The sequence below is a fragment of the Aliivibrio logei genome (assembly GCF_001691055.1).
GTDB lineage: Bacteria > Pseudomonadota > Gammaproteobacteria > Enterobacterales > Vibrionaceae > Aliivibrio > Aliivibrio salmonicida.
Genome location: NZ_MAJU01000008.1, coordinates 201,250 through 223,935 on the forward strand (window position 1 = coordinate 201,250; position 22,686 = coordinate 223,935).

The 22,686-nt window shown below is 38.2% G+C and carries 25 protein-coding genes; 20 read left to right on the forward strand and 5 right to left on the reverse strand.

The window, feature by feature from the left end; all coding sequences use genetic code 11:
- Positions 1-11 precede the first annotated feature (11 nt).
- Positions 12-413: a VOC family protein gene (locus A6E04_RS05070; RefSeq protein ID WP_065610295.1), complete on the forward strand. Its 402-nt coding sequence runs from the start codon at positions 12-14 to the stop codon at positions 411-413.
- A gap of 88 nt (positions 414-501) precedes the next feature.
- On the opposite strand, the gene A6E04_RS05075 is transcribed toward A6E04_RS05070, so the two are convergent.
- Complete coding sequence (locus A6E04_RS05075; protein WP_012550096.1) at positions 502-684, reverse strand: hypothetical protein; 183 nt, start codon at positions 682-684, stop codon at positions 502-504.
- Positions 685-901: 217 nt separating this feature from the next.
- Between A6E04_RS05075 and A6E04_RS05080 the strand changes: the two genes are divergently transcribed.
- The 7 genes from A6E04_RS05080 to A6E04_RS05110 all read left to right on the forward strand — a co-directional run bounded on the left by A6E04_RS05080 (position 902) and on the right by A6E04_RS05110 (position 6,659).
- Complete coding sequence (locus A6E04_RS05080) at positions 902-1,333, forward strand: PACE efflux transporter (protein ID WP_065610964.1); 432 nt, start codon at positions 902-904, stop codon at positions 1,331-1,333.
- 352 nt (positions 1,334-1,685) lie between these two features.
- The gene (locus A6E04_RS05085) at positions 1,686-2,417 is read left to right on the forward strand and encodes a glycosyltransferase family 2 protein (RefSeq protein ID WP_065610297.1); all 732 of its coding nucleotides are present in this window, start codon (positions 1,686-1,688) and stop codon (positions 2,415-2,417) included.
- Positions 2,418-2,439: 22 nt separating this feature from the next.
- Positions 2,440-3,018 carry a DedA family protein gene (locus tag A6E04_RS05090; protein ID WP_065610299.1) on the forward strand — a complete coding sequence of 193 codons (579 nt, stop codon included), beginning with the start codon at positions 2,440-2,442 and terminating at the stop codon, positions 3,016-3,018.
- 381 nt (positions 3,019-3,399) lie between these two features.
- Positions 3,400-4,959: a BCCT family transporter gene (locus A6E04_RS05095; protein ID WP_017022723.1), complete on the forward strand. Its 1,560-nt coding sequence runs from the start codon at positions 3,400-3,402 to the stop codon at positions 4,957-4,959.
- 201 nt (positions 4,960-5,160) lie between these two features.
- Positions 5,161-5,619, forward strand: a complete 459-nt coding sequence (locus A6E04_RS05100; protein WP_065610301.1) for a hypothetical protein — start codon at positions 5,161-5,163, stop codon at positions 5,617-5,619.
- 105 nt (positions 5,620-5,724) lie between these two features.
- Positions 5,725-6,120, forward strand: a complete 396-nt coding sequence (locus A6E04_RS05105) for a hypothetical protein (protein WP_017022721.1) — start codon at positions 5,725-5,727, stop codon at positions 6,118-6,120.
- A 50-nt stretch (positions 6,121-6,170) separates the two neighbouring features.
- Positions 6,171-6,659, forward strand: coding sequence for a hypothetical protein (locus tag A6E04_RS05110; RefSeq protein WP_017022720.1), 489 nt, complete (start codon positions 6,171-6,173; stop codon positions 6,657-6,659).
- Between the two features lie 71 nt (positions 6,660-6,730).
- On the opposite strand, the gene A6E04_RS05115 is transcribed toward A6E04_RS05110, so the two are convergent.
- The gene (locus tag A6E04_RS05115; RefSeq protein ID WP_023603329.1) at positions 6,731-8,407 is read right to left on the reverse strand and encodes a chitinase; all 1,677 of its coding nucleotides are present in this window, start codon (positions 8,405-8,407) and stop codon (positions 6,731-6,733) included.
- A 181-nt stretch (positions 8,408-8,588) separates the two neighbouring features.
- Here A6E04_RS05115 and A6E04_RS05120 point away from each other — a divergent pair, with 181 nt between their 5' ends.
- The 7 genes from A6E04_RS05120 (at position 8,589) to A6E04_RS05150 (ending at position 12,461) form a co-directional block, all read left to right on the forward strand.
- Complete coding sequence (locus A6E04_RS05120) at positions 8,589-9,035, forward strand: GNAT family N-acetyltransferase (RefSeq protein ID WP_065610303.1); 447 nt, start codon at positions 8,589-8,591, stop codon at positions 9,033-9,035.
- 40 nt (positions 9,036-9,075) lie between these two features.
- The gene (locus A6E04_RS05125; RefSeq protein ID WP_012550105.1) at positions 9,076-9,495 is read left to right on the forward strand and encodes a GNAT family N-acetyltransferase; all 420 of its coding nucleotides are present in this window, start codon (positions 9,076-9,078) and stop codon (positions 9,493-9,495) included.
- 8 nt (positions 9,496-9,503) lie between these two features.
- Positions 9,504-10,292 (forward strand): SDR family oxidoreductase, encoded by a 789-nt coding sequence (locus tag A6E04_RS05130; protein WP_065610304.1) that lies wholly within the window; start codon positions 9,504-9,506, stop codon positions 10,290-10,292.
- 23 nt (positions 10,293-10,315) lie between these two features.
- A complete protein-coding gene (locus A6E04_RS05135) occupies positions 10,316-11,146 on the forward strand; it encodes a sulfurtransferase (RefSeq protein WP_065610306.1) in 831 nt (276 codons plus the stop codon).
- A 27-nt stretch (positions 11,147-11,173) separates the two neighbouring features.
- The gene (locus A6E04_RS05140) at positions 11,174-11,392 is read left to right on the forward strand and encodes a DUF6500 family protein (protein ID WP_017022716.1); all 219 of its coding nucleotides are present in this window, start codon (positions 11,174-11,176) and stop codon (positions 11,390-11,392) included.
- 38 nt (positions 11,393-11,430) lie between these two features.
- Positions 11,431-11,871, forward strand: a complete 441-nt coding sequence (locus A6E04_RS05145; protein ID WP_065610308.1) for a GNAT family N-acetyltransferase — start codon at positions 11,431-11,433, stop codon at positions 11,869-11,871.
- A 113-nt stretch (positions 11,872-11,984) separates the two neighbouring features.
- A complete protein-coding gene (locus A6E04_RS05150; RefSeq protein ID WP_065610310.1) occupies positions 11,985-12,461 on the forward strand; it encodes a GNAT family N-acetyltransferase in 477 nt (158 codons plus the stop codon).
- Positions 12,462-12,552: 91 nt separating this feature from the next.
- On the opposite strand, the gene A6E04_RS05155 is transcribed toward A6E04_RS05150, so the two are convergent.
- Positions 12,553-12,753, reverse strand: a complete 201-nt coding sequence (locus A6E04_RS05155; RefSeq protein ID WP_065610312.1) for a hypothetical protein — start codon at positions 12,751-12,753, stop codon at positions 12,553-12,555.
- Positions 12,754-13,384: 631 nt separating this feature from the next.
- A complete protein-coding gene (locus tag A6E04_RS05160) occupies positions 13,385-14,083 on the reverse strand; it encodes a glutathione S-transferase (protein ID WP_065610313.1) in 699 nt (232 codons plus the stop codon).
- A 182-nt stretch (positions 14,084-14,265) separates the two neighbouring features.
- Here A6E04_RS05160 and A6E04_RS05165 point away from each other — a divergent pair, with 182 nt between their 5' ends.
- From A6E04_RS05165 to A6E04_RS05180, 4 genes are all read left to right on the forward strand, one after another.
- Positions 14,266-16,518 (forward strand): peptidase U32 family protein, encoded by a 2,253-nt coding sequence (locus A6E04_RS05165; RefSeq protein WP_026025543.1) that lies wholly within the window; start codon positions 14,266-14,268, stop codon positions 16,516-16,518.
- A 112-nt stretch (positions 16,519-16,630) separates the two neighbouring features.
- Positions 16,631-17,161 (forward strand): GNAT family N-acetyltransferase, encoded by a 531-nt coding sequence (locus A6E04_RS05170; RefSeq protein WP_017022710.1) that lies wholly within the window; start codon positions 16,631-16,633, stop codon positions 17,159-17,161.
- A gap of 64 nt (positions 17,162-17,225) precedes the next feature.
- Positions 17,226-17,576 (forward strand): hypothetical protein, encoded by a 351-nt coding sequence (locus tag A6E04_RS05175; RefSeq protein ID WP_012550113.1) that lies wholly within the window; start codon positions 17,226-17,228, stop codon positions 17,574-17,576.
- A gap of 346 nt (positions 17,577-17,922) precedes the next feature.
- Positions 17,923-20,814: an alkaline phosphatase family protein gene (locus A6E04_RS05180; protein ID WP_065610315.1), complete on the forward strand. Its 2,892-nt coding sequence runs from the start codon at positions 17,923-17,925 to the stop codon at positions 20,812-20,814.
- Positions 20,815-20,834: 20 nt separating this feature from the next.
- Here A6E04_RS05180 and A6E04_RS05185 read toward each other — a convergent pair whose 3' ends face one another.
- On the reverse strand, positions 20,835-21,728 hold the full coding sequence (locus tag A6E04_RS05185; protein ID WP_017022708.1) for a LysR family transcriptional regulator: 894 nt from the start codon (positions 21,726-21,728) through the stop codon (positions 20,835-20,837).
- A gap of 148 nt (positions 21,729-21,876) precedes the next feature.
- On the opposite strand from A6E04_RS05185, the gene A6E04_RS05190 reads away from it, so the two are divergent.
- Positions 21,877-22,662 carry a putative hydro-lyase gene (locus A6E04_RS05190; RefSeq protein ID WP_065610317.1) on the forward strand — a complete coding sequence of 262 codons (786 nt, stop codon included), beginning with the start codon at positions 21,877-21,879 and terminating at the stop codon, positions 22,660-22,662.
- The last annotated feature ends 24 nt before the right edge of the window (positions 22,663-22,686 follow it).

Sequence of the window (22,686 nt, forward strand, 5' to 3'; positions counted from 1 at the left end):
AAGAGAGAATAATGAAAAAACCAATCCAACAAAAAATAGGCAGTGTTGCACTCGTTGTTGAAAACTACGATGATGCGATTGAATTTTATACCCATAAATTAAATTTTGAATTAATTGAAGACACTGATCTAGGCGATGGAAAACGTTGGGTATTAATTAGCCCGCCTAATGGCAATGGAACGAATTTATTATTAGCGCAAGCGAGTAATGAAGAGCAACAGAAATCGGTCGGTAACCAAACAGGTGGTCGTGTATTCTTATTCTTACACACGAATGACTTTTGGCGTGATTACGAAGAGATGAAGAAAAAAGGCGTCGTATTTAATGAAGAACCACGTAAAGAAGTCTATGGTACCGTTGTTGTTTTTCAAGATCTTTATGGCACAAAATGGGATTTATTAGAGCTAAAATAATCGATATTATTTGTCTTTATGCTTGGTTTTGAAAAGACCGTGGCTTATTGATTCAGTGAAGAATCAGTAAGCCAATGTCTTTATTGTACTAATTAACAATAACAATGCTGTCATTTTGATCGGTATGTAGTTGAGCTTTTCTTTGTTCGATAAGTTGAGCGGCATAAGACGGTGTTACTGCATGAAGCTGACCTTTAATACGTAGGCTTGATGCTTCCCAAGCATGATCTTTATATATTCCAGTTTCAGTATATTGAACGATAACTTTCATTTCTTTCTCCTTGAGTTAACAATTACCAAACGTGTTACTAACAGTAATCCTTGCGATAAATATGTGCTACAGCTAAAAACGTAATATTAGGTTTATAAAATGAGATGATGGATTTCACTGATGTATCTGAAATTTAGATGGATACTAACTTTTTATAACTGTTTTTATGTATAGAATTGAGGTTATAGATTTTTTTGATTACTTCTGGATATACATAATGAGAACAAGATTTGACCGTATTCGCCATGCTATTTTATTCGAGATTATTGGCCTAATTATTATTGTTGGCGTACTCAGTCAGCTTGGTTTCAATATGGGGCATGTTGGAGTGATGGGCATAATTTTCTCCATAATAGCAACAGGTTGGAATTATGTTTACAACATTGGCTTTGATAATTACCTTGTAAAGAAAACGGGATCAGCAGTAAAAACGGCATGGGTACGAATCGTTCATAGCTTAGGTTTTGAGGGCGGACTTCTTTTCTTAACCATTCCGTTTATGGCGTGGTTTTTAAACCTAACAATATGGGATGCTTTTGTGCTCGATATTGGAATGGTGATTTTCTATCTATTTTATGCCTATATTTATAATTTTATTTATGACACTATTTTTCCCGTGAATGCGGAGAAGGTAATATCTAAATCGTAGTGAATTTGTTCTTTTCTATGTGATACCTCGTTTAAAAATAACGATTAATAGAACAATAAGGGAATTAGTATGAAACATTTTTGGTGGAAATTTATTATAACCATTTTACTCTTTGTTGGTTTATTCGGATTGGTTTTTTATAAAGTACAAAGTGGCATTGAGTGAATATGAGTCAATGACAAAATAGAACGGTTCAGATGAAGAAATGACAGCATTGTCTAACTTGCTGTTATTTCTTTATTTTTCTTTCTTAACTGAATATGAATAACTTGCTCATTATTTATTAAGAGATGGTTTTGTATTCTTACTCCAAGTTAATTCATAACGTTTGAATATTAAATGGAGAAAGATTATGAGCTCAGTAAGTATTATCATCATCACATTAAATGAAGAGAAAAAAATTGGTCGTTTATTGAGTGATCTCACTAAGCAAACGCACCAAAAATTCGAAGTTATTGTGGTTGATTCAAACAGTGACGACTCAACGTGTGAGACCGCCCTTACTTTTCAAGATGACCTTCCTAAATTAACGGTTCATAAAATGGACACGACCGGTGTCAGTCTTGGCCGTAATACGGGAGCGGCATTGGCTAAATATGAACGAATTTTATTTTTAGATGCTGATGTATGTTTATCGCCCGATTTTTTAAGTAAATCGTTATCTTTACTCGATGAAAAAAAGCTCGAGGTAGCAGGAATATACATGGGCTCAAAAGGGTTACCAACAGTACATAAGCTAGGTTATGGGCTGTTTAATGTTGGTTTATTTGTCACTCAATTTATTTTCCCGACAACTGTCGGTGCTTGTCTTTTTTCAACACAACGCGCTCATCGTGATCTTCAAGGGTTTGATGAAAAAATCACGTTATGCGAAGATTGTGATTACGTAAAACGTGCCAGTCAAACATGGCGATTTCGATTCTTACCAATGACCTTTCAATTTGACCCTCGTCGATTAGATCAAGAAGGCTTATTTAAGATTGGGTTTACGTATCTTAAAGCGAATGTTCGCCGCTTTTTCTTTGGTGAAATGCGTAATAACGAAATGGAATATAAGTTTGGTCATTATTCAGAACAAAAATAGTGTGAATCGATAAAGGTATTGTATGTCCGGTTCAGTCGCATTATTTATGGGTGCATTGTTAGATGCACTCATTGGGCCAAATATATTTGTTCCTGGTGAACCTTTTTTAATCGCAGCAGGTTACCAATTTCATCAAGGGATGATTGGTGGGGTAATCGCGGTGTTATTAGGTGGTTTGCTTGGAGACCAATTAAGTTATTTTATTGGAAAACGTTATGGTCGTAAGGCTCAACACTCACTGATTAAATGGAAACCTACAACTCGTCGTTTATTGGCTCGTTGTCGATTTCTTTTACAGACAAGAGGTAATGTTGTGTTGATGTTTGCTCGACTGTTAGGGCCAATTGCATGGTTTGTCCCTTTTGTCGCTGGTGTAAATCAGATTCAATGGCGTCGTTTTTCTCTCTTTTCAAGTATCGGATTATGTTTAGGGGTAGGGCAGTTTATTTTTTTGGGTTACGCCCTGTCTTATGGTTTAGATAAATTCCCATGGTTAATCGAAAGTAAGATTCTCATCATAGAATATCGTTATTCTATTACGGCTGTTTTTATTTTTGGTGTTTTTTTATTGATGACGAAAAAATTAAGATGGAAAAAATAGGGAGGTAATTTTCATTTCACAATCAGTAAAGATATTCTGGAAATAATGGCTAAAAATAAGCAAATTCTTTAACGAAGTGCTCAATAAATACGCTTTTTTTGACGTTAAGTTCGGTTTATTCATTGACGTAGATAGAATTTGTAGTTGGTTGAAATTTAATCGTTATGATGTTTTTTTGGAAAAAAATGTAAATTAATTGCACTTATTTTAAAGATGAGACCTGAAACTCATAACTACTTAATTTAAATACAAAAATATTTTTTACTGTGATTGATATCATAATTTTTATGCTGTTTTTGGGTCTTTTTTAAAAAGTTTGCACTGGTTTTCATGAATTCAAGCTGCTAGAGTCCGATCCCTCACGAATCAAGTGGGATACCCATGTCTAAAAATAGTAATGAAACTAGCGACAAACTTGTTCCAACACTTACAATAGGATTTATCCTTTTATTTCTTCTTGCTGCGCTTGTTGATCTATCAACATTTACTGCAACTATTCAAACCATGTTCATGTCGGCATCGACAATGTTTGGCTTGTGGTGGCAGTGGTTGATGATAATCACTTTTGTTTTAGCCCTTATCATAGCGATGAGCAGTTATGGCAAAATTAAGATGGGCGGTGAGGAAAAACCAACCTTCGGCACCTTTAAATGGGTCGCCATGATAATGTGTACTTTGCTTGCAGGCGGCGGTGTTTTCTGGTCAGCTGCAGAGCCAATCTTCCACTTCATTACACCTTCTCCAAGTTTCTCTGATGTCACTGGCGGCACTCTTGCTGCTGTTACTCCTGCGTTAAGCCAAAGCTTTTTACATTGGGGTTTCTTAGCATGGGCGGTATTAGGTACCTTAAGTACAATTATACTCATGTACGCACATTATAACTGTGGCATTAAACTACGACCTCGTGCGTTGTTATACCCGATTCTAGGTACTAAACTTGAAAATCATTGGTTAGGTTCGTTGATCGATGCTTGTTCAATTATTGCGGTTGCTGCAGGTACGATTGGTCCGATTGGATTCTTAGCTACTCAACTTAGTTACAGTATTACTGTGCTCACAGGCCTTGAAAGCTCTCTGATGAGCCAAATCGGTATTTTATCTGTGATTGTTGCTATTTATTCAATCTCTGCCTTCTCTGGCATGGACAAAGGTTTACAGTGGTTAAGCCGAATGAATGTAATTGGTGCTGTGACGTTATTGGTTGCGATTTTAGTTCTAGGACCAACAAGCTTTATCTTTACCGAGTTTGGTATTGCTTTTGGTAACTATATTCAACATCTTCCTGAAATGAGCTTGAGCACTGCGGATCCAGCATGGAATTCATGGTGGACATGGTTCTTCTGGGGTTGGTTTATTGGTTTTGCTCCAATGATGGCTATCTTTATTGCTCGTATCTCTAAAGGTCGCAGCATTCGAGAGCTTGTTATTACGGTGGCAATCATCGCTCCAATCGCGACGAATTTCTGGTTCTCTGCTTTAGGTGGTACCGGTATTTTCCTTGAGTTACAAACTCCGGGCAGTATTTCTATACCATTACAAGAAGCGGGATTACCGGCCGTATTATTAGCGTCATTAGAACAATTGCCATTAAGCTGGTTATTGATTCCCGCGTTCTTAGTACTGACGACAACGTTTGTTGCTACAACCGGTGATTCAATGGCATATTCTATTGCTATGGCAGTCGAGGGGACAGATGAACCATCTCGATCTCAGCGTTTGTTCTGGGCAATTATGATGGGTGTGGTTGCTGGAGTATTATTGATTGCGGGTGATGGTGGTTTGAATGCACTTCAATCATTCATCGTGATTACCGCGGTACCAGTATCAGTATTACTTGGCTTTACTTTTATTTCAGCGCCTATCGCTGTACTCAGAATGAAAGCAGCCGAGCAAGAAAAGAACCAATCTCAAGCCGTTGGCCAAAAAACAGCGACTGCGTAAGATTAAAATAAAATGAATAAAAGGCTTATCGCAGAATCTGCGGTAAGCCTTTTTTATTGTCTGTTGATTATTAGGTGTTTCTTTTTATGCCGATCATGAGCGTGGTTTTTATTTATATAATTACGCTATGATGAATTTAGGACTTGAGGATCTTAGAGCTAAGATCATATTTTTAATGTCGATCTTTAAAGGAGATAAACAATGCCAAATAAAGACGCTATTTTTCAACAGTTGTTTCTCAGAGAAACGCAGGGAGTCCCCATTGTGGATCGTGAGTCAGTGTCTTTAAATCATACCCATGAGCAAGATTATGAAAAATGGCTTGCAGAAAAGCGAGACTTTACGATTGAAGAGATCGACGAATCGCATTGGATCAAATCATGTACTGCTGGTTACATTACGGAAGTGATTTTTAAAGAGAGTGGAAGCTTAACTGAGTTCACTCTATTTGAAAGGTTGAAAACGGTAGGGCATTGGCAATTAAAGGAAGGCTTAGTGTATGTTTCGATCTTTAAAGGTGAGAATCAATACGATTTTGTGATTGTAGGGAACGCTAACGTACATATTCATTCCGCAATAGAATATAAAAATGACGAGATCCACTCTTATTTGAAGTTAGCACAAACAAGAGTGCCGTATGGATTATCGCAATCTCATTGATGAACTAAGCAGATGTTTTTTGAAAGATGAAAAAATGATGTATATCATAGTGATTCTTTATTGATCCTGTAACAATGACTATTACGTTTTATACCATGGATTTTGATGACGGCACTGATATCGGATAGACAGAAAAACAGTAGGGCAAAGCTATTATTATGCTTTGTTCTTTTAAGTGTATTTATCTGTTTTAGTCAACTTATTGGTGTAACGTCAAGCTGTCAAGAGCACCTTATTGAAGCACAAGCCAGAGTTCACCAACTGGACTCCACTATCGACAATGGCTCTCAAACCATTGCTGAAAAATGCGATTTAGTTGAGCATTTACTGTCATTTGATAACAGCATACACGATCTTATTTTGTGTGTGTGGTTGCTGCTTGGCATCACATTACTTGTTATTCCTCTTTTATATACCTCTCTCATATTTGTCGAACCAATAGAACGGCAAGTGCAAAAAATTCGACGGCGGCATCTTACATTTTGTGTTTTTCTGGAATAACCACTAAGTAAAAATGAATTAACTACTTTTATTTTACTTAGGAAATTACGATGAAAAAATTAGAAAAAGCGATCGAAGTGATTAAATATCTGCCATTTTATATGTTATTTGCGCCATTTTGGTTCTCGAATGGTGTGGTAGATAAGTTTTATGGAATTTTGTTTGGAACTAGTCATGGTGACAGTTGGGAAGGTTGGAAAGAATACATCGCAGGAACATGGGCAAAAAAACCATTAACTGACGCGTTATTTGTTCCAATGTTTGATTATCTATTTCCTGTGTTGGTTATTTTACAAATTGTTCCTGTGATTTTGTTGATCGCATCATTTCTAAAACTAGAAATATTGCCAAACAAACCTAAAACATTGCTAAAAGCAGGGTTGTTGTCTTCTTTGTTTGTGACTTCGTCTATGGCGGTATCGCAAACATTAGCAGGGGCTTCTGATGTTCAATATCTGTTTCAATTTTGGGCGGTTTCGTTATTGGCGTTTTGGTATGTAGAAACACAAGCTAAATCGATGGATTTAGTGATAGCGTAAGATAAAGCAAAGCCCTTCAGATATATTGAAGGGCTTTTTTATTCGTCGATTATGTACGAATCAGAGAGCGATTATACTTTCTTCCAAACTCCCCAATCACCAGAGGTTTCAGGGTTATTACCTTGAGTCCACCACTGAGCTTGATATATCACACCGTTAACCGTGACTTGATCGCCTGTGTTGTAAGTGCCAACGGCAGTCCATGTTGAATTAGGATCTGTTGGTTCCGTTGGTGGCATTGGGTTCACTGGTGTTGGATCTATTGGTGCTGGAGGGGTTGGCTCTGCAGGTGGTGTTACTGCTGCATTAACTGCTAACCAAACACCTGTCGTACTTGTTGCTGGGTTATCACCTTGATTCCACCATTGTGCTTGATAGGTCACGCCATCTACAACCACTTGATCACCAGTGTTATATACTGCGTTTGTATCCCACGTATTATTTGGATCACCTGGTGTGCCAGGGTCAGTAGGATCTGTTGGTAGCGTTTCGACTACACGGGTAACAGGCCAGTTCGCATGCGACTCATAGAAGTTAGTGACACATTTTTCGTAATCCCCTGGAACGAGTGCTGAATATGCGGTCTGGAAACCCACAAGCTCACACTCAAAAGATGCACCTTCTGGACGATCTGGATAGTATTTCCAATTGCCATCCCAGTTAGTATAAAGCACATCTGTTGCGCCATTAAGATTTAAACTGCCGTAAGGCGTTTGTTGCCAGCAGGTATTTGTTTCATCCGCTTCTACAGGGATTTGATAGTGCTTTGCTAATCCCTCCCAATAGCGAATACGGTTAACTGGTTGTCCTTTGTCTTTGTTTTGCTCGCCACATTCGATACCGCCATTAATGACATTAATCGTAGTACCAAAACCATAACCAATACCAGCGTCAGTCTCGCGTTGAGAAGGGCTCCAAGTACGGTCAATGACATGCAGCATGGCAGGTTTTGGTGCTTGAGGGGTAAGGAAGAACCAGATAGCAGAAGCCAAGTTTAACCATGAATCAGCAACAATTCCTGGATTATCCAATAACACGGTGGCGTCACCGTCGTACATTACTTCAGAAAATGCACCGTAGTTAAAGTGGTAAGACAGCTGTTTTGCGCCACGGCCAAAATACCCTTGTCCAGCAGCACAAGGCCAACGTTTGTTTTGCCAATCATTCTGACCACAGCCTGTTGTATACCCTTCTTGACCTTCTGACCAACCCATTTCACGAACATGCACTAATGCTTGCTGCCATTCTTCAAGAGCGAGTGGATTGTCCGATATATTGTCAACAGCGATGTGTCCGCCTGTTTCTTGAGAGAAATGCGCAAAAGCGGTAACAATGGATTTTTTACAAATGGCATCAGAGTCTCGTCCATCGGTATATTCTCCACAAAATGCGGGGAATTTACCAATTGCACGCAAGAAGCGAGTATAAGTGTATTCTGGTGCCGCCATTTGGGTTAAGAAAAACCACTCAGAAGCAGGAAATACACGCTCGACACGCTTTACGTTTTCAGGGTTTGTTGCAGAACCAACGTCGATGAGGTCGACAACTGTATTTGGTCTGGTTTCTAATGCTTTAGCCCAAACATCGTACATTGGATCCAGTGTTTTTGCATCTTCAGCGGCTTTGATTTCTGCTTTTGATACAACATAGCCTGTCGGATTCAGTGGGTCTGTTTGTGGTGTCATTGTAATACTGTTTGCCGCAAAACTGCAGGCGAGCAGTGTCGGTAAAAGGGCAAGTTTAAACATGATTAACGCTCCTTGCGATATTTAATAAAATGAAACTTGACTGGAATAACTATAGGCGTTTTTATTCTATTGAGTTATCACAACGACTGAATCAGTTTTAACTATGCGAGTGGGCTCAAAGAGTATAGATTATTGGTTAACGTGATTATTTTTAAATAATATGAAGTAGGAAAAGGAATTAATGACAAGCATCACAGAAGCAAGAAAAGAAGATATAAAACGAATTCATGAGATAGAAACAGAGGCTTTTGGCTCGCATGGATACCCTTCTTTTTTTATTCGACAAGCTTTTGATTGTTGGTCTAATGGATTACTTGTAGCAAGAAAGAATGACGACGTTGTTGGTTATCTGCTTCAAGTGCCTTCAAGCAGTACCGTCGGAGACGCTTGGGTGTTGTCTTTGGCGGTATCAAAACAAGCACAAGGGAGTGGTTTAGGTAAAAAGCTATTAGAAACGGCGATTAAAAATGCAAAAGGGTATCAACGATTATTATTAACCGTATGCCCTAAGAATCAATCCGCGTACGCTTTATATCAATCGTATGGCTTTTATTTATTGAATGAAGAACAAGATTATTTTGATGAGGGTGAGCATCGTTTTGTACTTGCTATGGATATATCACAATAATTTGGTGTCGTAACAATAAGATAATTAAGAAGAGATATTCATGGAAATCGATTATAAAGTAAATGAACCAATGAGTGCTGAGCAGTTTATTGAATTATTGAAGAAAACGACTCTTGGTGCTCGAAGACCAATTGACGATGTAGCAAGAATACAAGCGATGTTAGATAACTCTAATTTGATTGTCACCGCGTGGGGCGATGGCGAATTGATTGGCGTTGCTCGTTCTGTCACGGATTTTAATTTTTGTTGTTATCTTTCTGATTTAGCTGTTGATGAAAGTGTGCAATCAATGGGGGTTGGGAAATATCTCATTCTGGTGACGAAGGAAGAGGTCTCTCCTGAGTGCAAATTAATATTACTTTCAGCGCCACAAGCTGAGGGGTATTACCCAAAAATTGGTTTCGAAGCACACAATAGTGCGTGGGTCTTATCTGATGAAAGTCAATTGAAGCTTTATTAAGGATAATTATGACATCAATTAGTATTTTAGGTTGTGGTTGGTTAGGGTTGCCATTAGCAAAACAGTTAGTCGAGTGCGGCTTTAGTGTTAAAGGCTCTGTCAGAAGTGAAGAAAAAGCACATAGCTTAAACGAATTCTCTGTGACTCCGTTTATTTTGAATATTGATGATGCAACAACAGATCAACAATGGGATGAGTTTTTGGGATCAGAGATATTGATTATAGCGATACCGTCAAAAAATACAGACGGGTTTATGTCGTTAATCTCAGCATTGGAAAAATCATTCGTTAAGCGGGTAATCTTTGTTAGTTCCACATCGGTATATAAAGACACTAACGATGTGGTTACAGAATCCGAAGCGGCGCAAGACTCTTCTACTTTATATCAAATTGAAACGCTATTTACTCAATCTGTTTTTTTCGCTACAACTGTAGTTCGATTCAGTGGATTAGTGGGGTATTCTCGTAATCCAGGTCGATTCTTTCAAAAAAGTGGGCGTTCGGTGAGTAACCCAGATGCGGCAGTGAATATGATTCATCAAGATGATTGCATTGGTTTGATTGAGCAGATCATAAAACAAAACCAATGGGGTAAAACGTTTAATGCTTGTGCAGATACGCATCCGACAAAGCGTGAATTTTATACTGAAATGACGCAGCGCATTGGTGTAGACGCTCCAACATTTATTGAATCAGAAAACCAAGCCTTTAAACTTATTAGCAATCAGAAGATTAAAGAAGCGCTGGGGTATGAATTTATTTACCCTGATGTAATGCAAATTACTTATGACGAATAAAATCATTAATTAAGGACAATATAATGAACAATCCTTTAGTTACAACAGATTGGTTAGCTGCTCATATCAATGATGAAAACATTGTTATTGTTGATGCGTACATGGCCAATGTGGTCGGTAAAGTACCTTTGGCTTATGATGTATTTTCGTGTCTACCAAATGCCATAAAATTAGATGTAGAAGCGGATTTTTGCGATCCTACGTCTTCTCAAACTCATGCATTACCGACTGAAAGTCAATTTACACAAGCAGTGCAAGCTCTGGGTATTAATACGGACAGTACAGTTATTATTTATGATAACCAAGGTATTTATTCATCCCCAAGAGCGTGGTGGACATTTAAAGTGATGGGGTTTGATAATGTGTATGTCCTTGATGGAGGATTACCACAATGGATAGAAGAAGGTCGAGACATTGCGTTTGAATATTCAATAAATCAAACGACGGGTAATGCGGTTGCGAAACTGCATGATCAACTTGCGTGTGACTCAGCCAGTGTTCTCAATGTCATTAATACTAATGCAGCGATTGTTGATGCACGAGCAGAAATGCGATTTTTAGGCAAAGCGCCAGAGCCTCGTGAAGGCGTTCGTAGTGGGCACATTCCTAGCTCGGTAAACCTTCCGTTTGCTATCTTGTTAGATGGTTTTACTTATCAAGATAAAGAAGTATTGCGTACTATTTTTCAAGAACGAATTCCTACGTTAGAAACTCAATCTTTCTTTAGTTGTGGTTCTGGTATTACTGCGTGTATTTTAATGCTAGCAGCGGTTTCTATTGGTTATAACGATGTGGTGTTGTATGACGGTTCATGGGCTGATTGGGGAAGCAATCACGCGTTACCTATTGAGTAAAATACAGAGTAATTAGAAGGAATAGGAATGCAAGACGGTTTGAGAAATAAAATTATTGCTGTGTGTAATAAGAAAATAGAGCAGAAAGGGGATAATGTTGGATTGTCTTTTTATGCTTTTTTTGCCAATAAGAATGATGATCCCGAACTATTAATGGAAGCGGCAACGTGGTGGATATCAACGCATAAACTGGATCATTTTGAAAAAGCCATCAAAATTAAAACGATGGTTGAAAATAAAGAATAAAAGGAAAGATTTACGTATCATTGAACAGAGAGAATGAAATGAACATCGAAATACGTCAGGGCACAATAGATGATGTGATCATTGTGGATCGACAAATTCCAGAGTTCGATGCTCGGAATAATAAAGCAAAGATCATTCAACGATTGAATGGTCTTGAATCTCTTATTCTTATTGCCTTTGATAATCATGAGCCAGTGGCTTATAAAATGGGATATCAATTGTCGAGTGTCGAATTTTACAGTTGGTTAGGTGGTGTCATTCCTCGCTATCGGAAGATAGGGATTGCGACTCAACTTCGATGCACACAAGAATCATGGGTGAAAGCTCTGGGTTATCACAAAGTCAGTGTGAAATCGATGAACCGTTATCCGGCTATGCTGCAATTATTAATTTCGAGTGGATATCATATTTCGGGTTATGAGGATGAAGGTTCAACACAAAACAGTAAAATTAAATTTGAAAAGAGTATTACTAAATAACTATTCGCTTGTATTCTCAAAGAATCGCCATGTTATGGTCTACAATTGAAGTATATTTAAACTAAACAGTAGTTGGTGGTTTCTTTAAACAATCAGACAAGATAGGGCATTCAATGGATAGAATTACTTTTCAAAAAGTCACTGCTTGTGAGTATCCTTCTTTGTTCTCTATTTATAAGAAATACTTCTATTCTGCGATTGAAGATACTTTTGGTTGGGATGAGGTTTTCCAAACTCAGCACTTTGCTGATTCGTATCGAAAAGAATGGTTTGAATGGATCATGTTTAATGGAGAGAGACTTGGATTTATTTGTGTTAAACAAGAACAAACCAGTGTGCATTTTCATTTGTTACTTATTTTTGAAAAATATCAAAATAAAGGGGTAGGGTCTGCGGTGATGAAATATTACCAACGATACTACAGTGACAGGGTCACTAAAGTCAGCTTGTCTGCGTTTAAATGTAACCAAAAGGTGGTCGATTTTTATTCAGCACTTGGCTACCAGATCACGGGTGAGAATGAACACTTTTTCGATATGGAACGTTCGCTTTGTTTTAATGGGTATTTAGGAACGGACAGCTATATATAGTACTGGTTATTCTATTTCAGTGTAACGTATTATTCCCCTATACATAGGAGGTTTATTTGTTATTGTAGTAATAGATATACTAAGTAATACGTCATAGTTCTTTTTCTTTTTCATGAATAGGAGTGTTCTCTAATAGAGAATACACTTTTTTTACTTTTATATTCGATCCTTTTTGTTTCGATAACGTATCGCTCCAAATAGCTAAGGTAAGTAAAGAGATATGACCATGTGTTTTTAAAGCGTGTTTAAAGGCATCGATACTCACTTTTCTGTGATCCCATTTCATTGTCATTATTTATTCCTCTATACTTCTGATTATTAAATAATGTTAAGTGCAACTATCTAGTTATAATTATTGTGAATGAATATTTTATTCATCAAATATAATAATCTGTATCTTTATTTATGTCGTTAATATGTCGATTTAATTGGTGACCATTTTTACGTGATCACTTCATGGTAATGAATGAAAAATACGGTTAATGGTTCTATTTATCCTGGAAAACAGCTTACAGGGTTTAAGTAACATTGGTATATGACTATGTCTCCAGAGCCATTGTTTTGGTTGCCTGCAAATGCAGTGGATGTAAATAACATTGCAATTACGATAACTGTCTTTCTCATAGAGTTCCATTTTTTATGACTAGAGTTAATTTAAGTGTTAGATAAAATAGAGTGTAAAGTGTTCTATTAAATTAGTTATTAATTATATTAGGAACGCTGTTAATCTATGTCTTTTATTTAGGTTAATTAAATACTATTTTTTATTTATTTAATACCTGATATTATTTACAGCTAGTCTTTACTTAATGTTATCGCTAGGCTTATATTCAAGTTATTCTATTTTTGTAAGTGTTTTTAATGTTTTATAAAAAAGGCACTGTCAGTATTGGAATTTTAGCGAATAACGCACCTTTAGTTTTTTATGGTAAAGCGGAATGTAGGTTATTAACGTTGTTTTTACGAGAGTGGACATCACCAAATAAAATGGAGTCATCATTATTTTTCCATTTTGGGTAGGTCATCATTACTTTAGAAAATAGGGGGTCATTATAATGGTTTACTAACCACGCACGTAAATAAGGCAAAGGCGCCTGAGCGTACCATTTTTTATCTACTCGTGAAAATTGGCGAATAAATGGCAAAATAGAGTAATCAACTAAACTTGGTTTTTCTCCCATAATGTAAGCATGCTGAGATAAACGTTGTTCAATTTCCATTAGCCATCCGCAACACATATTACGGCACTTTGTTTCATTATCATCATGGTAACGAGACGCGGCTCGGTACTTCTGTAAGGCATCCACAAATTCAGTGTCACTGCGGTTTATTAACTCAAGCATCACAGGCAATAGAGCTTTATCGTGTGAATACAATAGATTATTAGGATCTGATTGGTTGAGAGCCCATACCATCACATCAATGCTTTCATCAATGACAGAGCCATTTTCTAGCAGTAATACTGGCACTGTCCCCTTAGGTGAAATAGACAGCATTTCTTCGGGTTTATTATTCATATCGACGTCACGAAGCAAGACAATTTGATGTGCATGTATTATCCCAAGGCGAGCACGCATAGCGTAAGGACATTGTCGTAATGAGTAAAGAATGGGTGATGTCATGATTAAATGCCTAAAATAGAAAGCCTTATGGGTATATTATCGAATAGAACGAAGATATTCACGAAGAAAAAGTCATGATCTAGATCAATAAAAGCCTAAGTGAGTGGTAATGAAAGCGTGGGGCGAGTAGAATGCCCCCTCAAAAAAATTATTACATAAAAACCGAAGCGAGCAATTTCATAATGAGTAGAAAACTTGAATTATTGGCACCTGGTGGTGATGTTGAAGCGATTAAAGCGGCCATCGTTGCAGGAGCAAATGCTGTTTACTGTGGTCTAGATATGTTCAACGCCCGTAACCGAGCATCCAATCTTTCATTTGATGAACTAAATGGCGTGTTACGACTTGCTCATGAATACGGTTGTGAAGTATTCCTGACATTAAACGTTGTTATTCTTGAACATGAAATTAAATCATTAGCGAAGCTACTTAATCAATTAGTGAACACAACTATTGATGGCATCATCGTTCAAGATTTGGGTGTGTTTAACTTAGTTAAAAAATACTTCCCAACATTAGATGTTCACGCTTCTACTCAGTTAACGACGCACAATGAAGGTCAAATTCACTTCCTTTCAAAAGTCGGTGCATCACGTGTGAACTTATCCCGTGAACTGAATATCGACGAAATCAAAGAAATGACAGCCGTTGCCCATGAACACGATATCCTAACGGAAGTGTTTGTGCATGGTTCGTTGTGTATTGCTTTCTCTGGCCAATGTTATTCAAGCTCAGTGAGTGTGGGTAACTCTGGTAACCGTGGTCGTTGTAGTCAAGCGTGTCGTGATGAATATGAAATTACCGCAGCGGGTAACAAATTCCCATTAAATCTAAAAGATAATTCAGCGTACTTCGATTTACCGGAACTTGTAGACGCGAAAGTGGATTCACTGAAAATTGAAGGTCGTATTAAAGGCGCTCACTATGTCTATACTGTGGTGGAAAACTGGCGTAAAAACATTAATACGTTTATTGAAACGGGTGAGCTATATGAAGATGACTCGAATCTACATAAAGTCTTCAACCGTGGTTTAACCAACAAATTCTTAAAAGGGAATTTGACCAAAGACATGTTTATCGATAATCCTCGTGATAACAGCGTAAATTACGCGGTTGATCAGAGTAACGCGATTGATGTTGTTCAAATCCAAGAAGTGAAACAAGAGCTTTACACTGATAAAAATGCAATCGGTGCCACTCTTGAAGAAAAAGTGAAGTCTCTAAGTATCGACAAAATTGCGATTACGATTGCGTTTAAAGCGGTATTAGGTGAGCCACTAACGGTGATCATTACACCAAGTAAAGACGATCAAGAAACGTTTGAAGTGAAATCTACATCACTACTGAGCGAAGCCGGTCAAAAATCGATCACTTCAAAAGAGCTAGAGAAGCGCTTTAAAGGCGTGATTACGCCAGATTACCTTCTTGAAGGTTACGATTTCTCAGAGCTTGGAGACAACTTAGCCGTTCCATTCAGAGAGCTTTCTGAGCTTAAAGAGAAAGTCGCTTTCTTATTGAATGGTTCTAAAGAAGTGATTAAACACACAGATGTTGCGGCATTAGTACAGCAGCCAAAAGTCGAAGAGAAACCGACATTGTCGATGCTGATTTCTGATGTTGCCGATTTGAACATATGTGATGTGACTGACGCAGACATTTACTTCAAATTACCAGAAAGCTTTAAAAAGCGTGATAAAACATACATTAATATCTTCTTAGAAAACCCTCGTTTAATCCCATGGTTCCCTGCGGTTCTGATTGGTAAAGATTACGACGAAGCCGTGAAAGTATTAGAAGAAGCAAAACCAACTCGTATCGTAACGAATAATACGGGTATAGCATATAAAGCGTTTGAAATGGGGATAGAGTGGATCGCAGGTCCATTACTAAACACAACAAACTCACATGCGCTAATTACGATGAAAGAAGCGTTGAATTGTGCTGGTGCCTTTATCTCAAATGAGATCAATAAAGGTCAAATTAAACACATTCGTCGTCCTGAAAACTTTAAGTTGGTATACAGCATTTATCATCCGATTTTGATGATGACAAGCCGTCAATGTTTCTTCCAACAAACCGTAGGTTGTAACAAACCATCGATTGAAGCAGGTTGTATGTTGAAGTGTGAAAAAGCCACCACGATTACAAACGTGAAAGGTATTTCATTTGCAGTCGATAAGCAAAAAGGCGGCTACCCAAGTATTTACAACCACGAGCAATTCTTAAACATGGATATCGTGACTGATTTATCGGATCTGTTTGATGAGTTCTTCATTGATTTAACGAACATTGGTGGTGGTTCTAAAGAACAAGCCAATAAAGTCGAATTAGTGAAACACTTTGAGAAGTTATTGAATGGCGATACGAGTGTGCAAGAAGAGTTGTTTACAATGGTTCCAATCAACACTAACGATCAATATCAACAAGGTTTGTAAGATTTACGCTTTGTAGATTGAAAGATAAAAATAAAAAGCCGCGAGCCTATCTCGCGGCTTTTTTTTGTCTATAATCAGGTAAAGCAAGTCATAAAAATAAGAGGGATTGGCTATGGCGGTATTACATCTACTTACGATAGACGATGCATCAGCATTGCTGGCGTTTGAATTGGCGAATAAAGAATGGTTTGAATCTTTTATTGAAGCGAGAGATGACGATTTTTTTGATGAAGAAGGTATAAAAGCACACATTGTTTGTTGTCTTTCTGAATACGCGAAAGGGAAAACATACCCAATGCTACTTAAAGATGATCTTGGTGTTATTTGTGGTCGAGCCAATCTTTACAATATTAATAAAGAAAAGGAATCGGCGTCTATTGGGTATCGAATTGGTGAAGATTTTGTTTCAAAAGGACTTGCAACCTACGCGACCAAAATATTGATTGATATTGCTAAAGACACATTGGGGTTATCATCACTGACAGCGACCGCATCGACTGACAATTTTGCATCGCAACAGGTATTAAAGAAAAATGGCTTTAAACAAGTTGGATTTAAGCCTGAATTTACCATTGTGGATGGTGAGATTATAGATTGTTATGAATATCGCTGTGTAATTAAGCAGTTGTCTGTAGCGATATAAAGTGAATATAGAAGTAGGCTGAGGCTTACTATATAATTCCTTTTTTTTGAAAGGAGTTCCTATAATGGAAATGATCATAGTCTCTTCTGAAAGACAAAAACGTTTAATCATGATATTTGCTCGTATGAAAGCAAAAATGTCAGATAAAGCACTCTTGAAAAATTTAGATGCATACGACATTAACTCAACGGCTTATGCTGCTTTTAAAAAAGCATCAGATCTTCATATTGAGCGTATTCATTTACCGTTTGGTGATGACAGAACAGGCTCACTAGATGGTGGCGATTTCCTATTCCGTTACCTTTCTAAAGGTTATATTTGCCTTGGTGATTTCGAAGGCCAACCAAAACCAGATTTAGCACCATGGGGTGTTCGTTCTGTTCGCCGTCAACCTAAGATCGGTTTCGGACTGTAATAGATTAAAACTATCAATTACATAATAGTTATAGCTGCATCATAATCCCCGTGAGCTAATCAGAATTAAATTGCAATGGGAGTATTCTATAAAATTCATACTTATGAGTTTTGTAGAGGGCTTCCATGAATCATTCCAATGCAAGTATCATTACACTCCCTTTGTTATTCTATCCCTCTCATTACATTCAAGTGTGTAACTATCCATATTTTAGAATCCCACCCATGAAACAAATTGTTCAACACTATATAATGCAGTTTAAATAAGTCGTTGATTGTTCTTATGTACCAAAACCCGTAATTATCAGCTCAATGACTTATCCAAATTGCTATAAAAGGAAGTTAAAGTGAAAAACAGATCGTTTTCGTCAATATTTACTCTCAGTGTGTTATCTCTTTCAATGTTGAGTGCCAACAGCTTGGCCAATGTCAGTGCTATTCCTGTGATTGGTGGCGTAGTTAACTCAGCAGAAATACTAAAAAATCAGATAAACGCTTCGGTCATTTATACAACGAAAACGGTGCGTGATGCCGCTATTTTTACCATTGCTGGCATCACATTAGACGCTTACATTTTATCGCTACCATTGGAGAGTGATGTTAAGAAAAGCATCATTGCAAAGCTTTCAAATCCCTCATACGCGATCCCTTTAGGGCATTTTCTTTATACCTTTGTGGATAAATACGGAGATATGGACAATGAGGATGCTTTTAAAGTCTATTTGAAAACACACTATGATGAAGAAACACTCACCGGATTTAGTCATTCTTTATTTACTTTAAATGAGGCAGACAAAGAAAAGGAACCAGAGTTGGCGGATAGCCATCATCAAGGATTAACTATTGATCGTAAATTCATTGCGAACATGGTGATCGTTTATGATGAATTGGTACAGATTGGTGAGTGGAAGGATCTTGACGTACTGCCTGAGCGTTATACGTACCTGTCTGATACCCCTGAAGATAAAAAGATCATAGATAAAATTCAACCCATCATTATTGCGAGTATGACAAAAGCCGTCACGAGTATGAACGAAGGGGAGATGCGTGCTACGTTAGAGCAAATTATAGAAGATGGTCAGCCAGAGCATAAAGGCTCTGTAAATAATAAAGCGGAAGCATTGACGATTACTCTGATTGATTTTGTTCGTCTTAATGTATTGAAATCGTACCGCCAGTTTATCTATCAAGAACAACGACAAGAAGTATTGAATGAGTGGTTACAAGCGCGTTTTAAAGATAATCCAGATACGCTCATCGCTTATTTAGACTCTCGTCAGCAGCGTCGATTGGCGGTTCAAGTCACGGTTGATGGACTGCAACAAGGGCTACTTGAAGGTCTTGTTTCTCCGCTGAAAAAGCCATTCATCAAACAGATCTATCAAGATCACCTTAACCATGAACGCTACAAACCTCAGAATGAAATCACCACGCAGCCAGAACATGAGCAACAACTGTCATTCTTAAAAAGACTGACCGAGAAAGAGTATAAAGACCCATCGTACTTGCCATTTTTTACTGAGCTGTATAAAAATTACGATAACAGCATTGTCGATGTGGGCATTTCATCAACACCGACTATCAGTGTTCGCAATTTACCGATAATAAAAACCGGCGCAAAAGTGTCAGGTAAAGGCGGGACTGGGATACCAAATTTTCACTTTGTCGATAGAAAAGAAGATCGTGCCTATTACTTCTTTGGCAACGATGCGTTGCAACTTGATCGCTTGATGGAAGCGAACAAGGTTCAAACCATGTTTGATCGCTTGGATTATTTGGTGACTTTAAACTGTAATGCGCAATATGATTGGAATGCACACACCACCTATGATGGCTTGGTAAATTTAGGGGTAGGTGAGAGCTTACGAGATTTTGGTGAAAAGCGTTGTCTGCGAGAGTTGACACAACGTGCAGAAATAGAGAAAACAGTGTCGACCATGAGAGCCGATCTTATTGAAGACATTCGTGTTTATGACGGTATCTTTGCCTTGGATATTTACAGCAAGTTAACTCAAAAATGGAAGATCCAACAAAACCTAGAATCCTTCTCGAAACTTGAACAAAAAGGGATGCCAGATTACACACTAATTTATAATCCATGGCCGGATCACTTTGCTCATTTCACTGGTCCGTTTAGTGATGAAATATTGATGCCGACCGGGGAGTTAAACCGATTAGATTATTGGTTAACGCAATTTACCAACACATATAAAGACGCTGGCGTATACGATAGAACCTTATGGGGAATGGCTGGAGATCACGGTTTATCTCCAGTGTATTATTCACTTAATCCAGAAAAACAGGTGTTCGATTCTCTTCAAGAAGAACTAGATTATCCGTTAGTGATTAAGAAGATCTCTTCGGATGAGGGTGAAGGGCCTAAAATTACCAACGCGTTGAATTATGAAAGCAATAAAGAAGTTGATGTGGTGGTTGCCTCTACCGCAGGCGGTAATTTTATGATGGATTTCTTTAATTCTGCTCAAGGTTGGAAAGTGCAACCAACGTACGTAGAGCTAACAACATGGACGCCAGTGAATGCGCCAAAAGGTAAGTCTATCAACGTGATTAATGAGGTTGCTTCACGTTTAGAAGAATCGTTAGATTATCTCGTTGTTAGAGAAACAAACTGCACGTTAGATGAATGTACAGTTCGAATTATCGGTTTTAAAGACGATGTTAGAGTTGATGAATTAATCACTAAAAAAGGGGACCGATTACTGTATCAACCTGTTATTGGATCATCCCAGTTACTTGAACTCGATGTTCTGAATCCTTATAAATCACAGCCAAATAAAGCTGAATTAGCATCATACCAAGAGTTATATCAACGATGTATGGTCTCTGCTGTTAATGACAATGTGAATTCATGGTGTACAGAGCAAGAGTGGAGATACCTGACTGCTTACACGGCGCGACCAGATTCCGTGAATCAATTGGCTAAATTGTATGAAGAAGACAGAGCAGGGACGATAAACTTGTTCCCTAAATTTGGTGTTGGTTTTAATACCAAAGTACCGGGCAGACATGCTGGCGAGCACTATTTAGAAAAAGATGCTTTTTTAGGATTCTGGGGAACCCCTGTAGGCCCTAATGTTACGTCATTAACGAGTGAGCCTAATGGGTCATTGGCGCCAACATTGTATGAATATCTTACTCAAGAAACCGTTATCGAGAATAACAACGGCTGGGGTTATCCTTCTTTACTCGATGATCTCGATATACAACTGAGTAAATAGACAGAAGCTCGATTCCTCGATTAACTAAAGGCTTTATATTGTTCTTCGGCCTCGAAGGTAAGTTTCGCGGCTTCAATGGTCATTAAGTTAATCGGTGTGTCGAGATAAGCGACAGAAAATTGCAATGGATTTGGTGTCCAATCGGCGTCAATTATCTTCAATGTTTTGTTATTGAGGGCATAGGCAATTACCTCTTTAGGTAGCATTGCAATGCCGACACCACTTTCTGCCAAACGAATGCTAGCAGATAATGAACTGGCGGAATAGAACCGTGTGGGTTGATTGTTATGCTTTGTAAAGTAACGCTCAACCTCTTGGTACGGGGTAGTATTTCGTGCATACGTAATGATCGGCCAGCGAGAAAAGTGAGTGACGGTTTGTAATGATGACCTTGGTATCGTCGGGCTCGCGACCCAATGCAGCGAATAATCACAAATGTATTGGCTAATCACATTGGGTTCGACGACTTCCCCTAATAAAATCGCAATATCAATATTACGAGCTAACAGCTCTTTTCTAAGGTTAATGGTCGCATCTACGATGAGCTCAACCTCTAAGTGGGGCAGACTCTGATGGATCAACGAAAGGTAATGAGGTAACCACGTATGAACGATGGTCTCTGATACCCCAACGCGCAATATCCCCGAAATAGCCTCTGAATTATTCGCCAATGCCTGAAATTGATCGGCATTAGTTAACAGTTTTTCAGCAAAGGGAAGTAACTCTCGCCCTTTTGCGGTTAACGATATCGAACCTGTATCACGAAAAAATAGGGGTACACCTAACGTCTCTTCAAGATTAGCAATGCGTGTTGAGATTGCAGGTTGTGTCGTGCATAAATGCTTTGCAGCCTTTCTAAAGCTGCCTAAATGAGCTATCCACACAAAGGTTTCAAGTTGTTTTAGATTGAGCATTATATGCCTCTCTTTAATTAATTCTGTTACTGGGTGATAAAAAATATTTATCAAGAATAGCAGAAAAATACGAATAGACATTATTAAAATAAGCAGTAATGTAACTCCTGATTAACGATAACGTTACAATCATCAAAGGGAGAACATGATGGATAAGGATTTATCACTCGATAATCTACGTAAAAAAATCAGAAGTAATGAGTTCACAAAAGCGACTTCAGGCTATGCTCCGGGTTATTTACAAGCCAATCTCGTTATTTTACCGGCTCTTTGGGCGACTGATTTCTTACTTTTTTGTCAGAAAAACCCTGTGGCATGCCCATTGATCGACGTCACTCAACCAGGAGAGAGATACCTTCCTTCCATTGGTACTGATATTGATTTGTCGAGGGACGTTCCCGAATATCATGTGTTCTATGAAGGTAATTTTGAAACCTCAGTACCAGATCTTACCGAACTGTGGCAAGACGATTTAGTGACGTTTGTTCTTGGTTGTTCTTTCTCGTTTGAAGAGGCTCTAATCCAATCTGGTTTGTCTATTCGAAATATTGATGATGGCAAAAATGTCTCGATGTATGACACAAACATTGCTTGCCAACCTGCAGGGAAGTTTGACGGAAACTTTGTGGTTTCTATGCGTCCATTTACACCAAAGGATGCAATACGTGCGATTCAAATAACGACTCGATTCCCTAAATCCCATGGCGCACCAGTGCATTTCGGTGATCCTAGCGCGATTGGAATTTCAGACATCGCTAAACCAAATTATGGAGAGGCGGTTCATATCAATTCAGATGAAATTCCAGTGTTTTGGGCATGTGGTGTCACACCGCAAAATGTGATCCGCCAAAGTCGTCCTCCTTTCTGTATTACCCATGCTCCAGGAAAAATGTTGATCACCGACCGCTTAAGTTCTGAGTTTGCCGTGCTCTAGTTATTCAGGGTTGCCATCACTGTG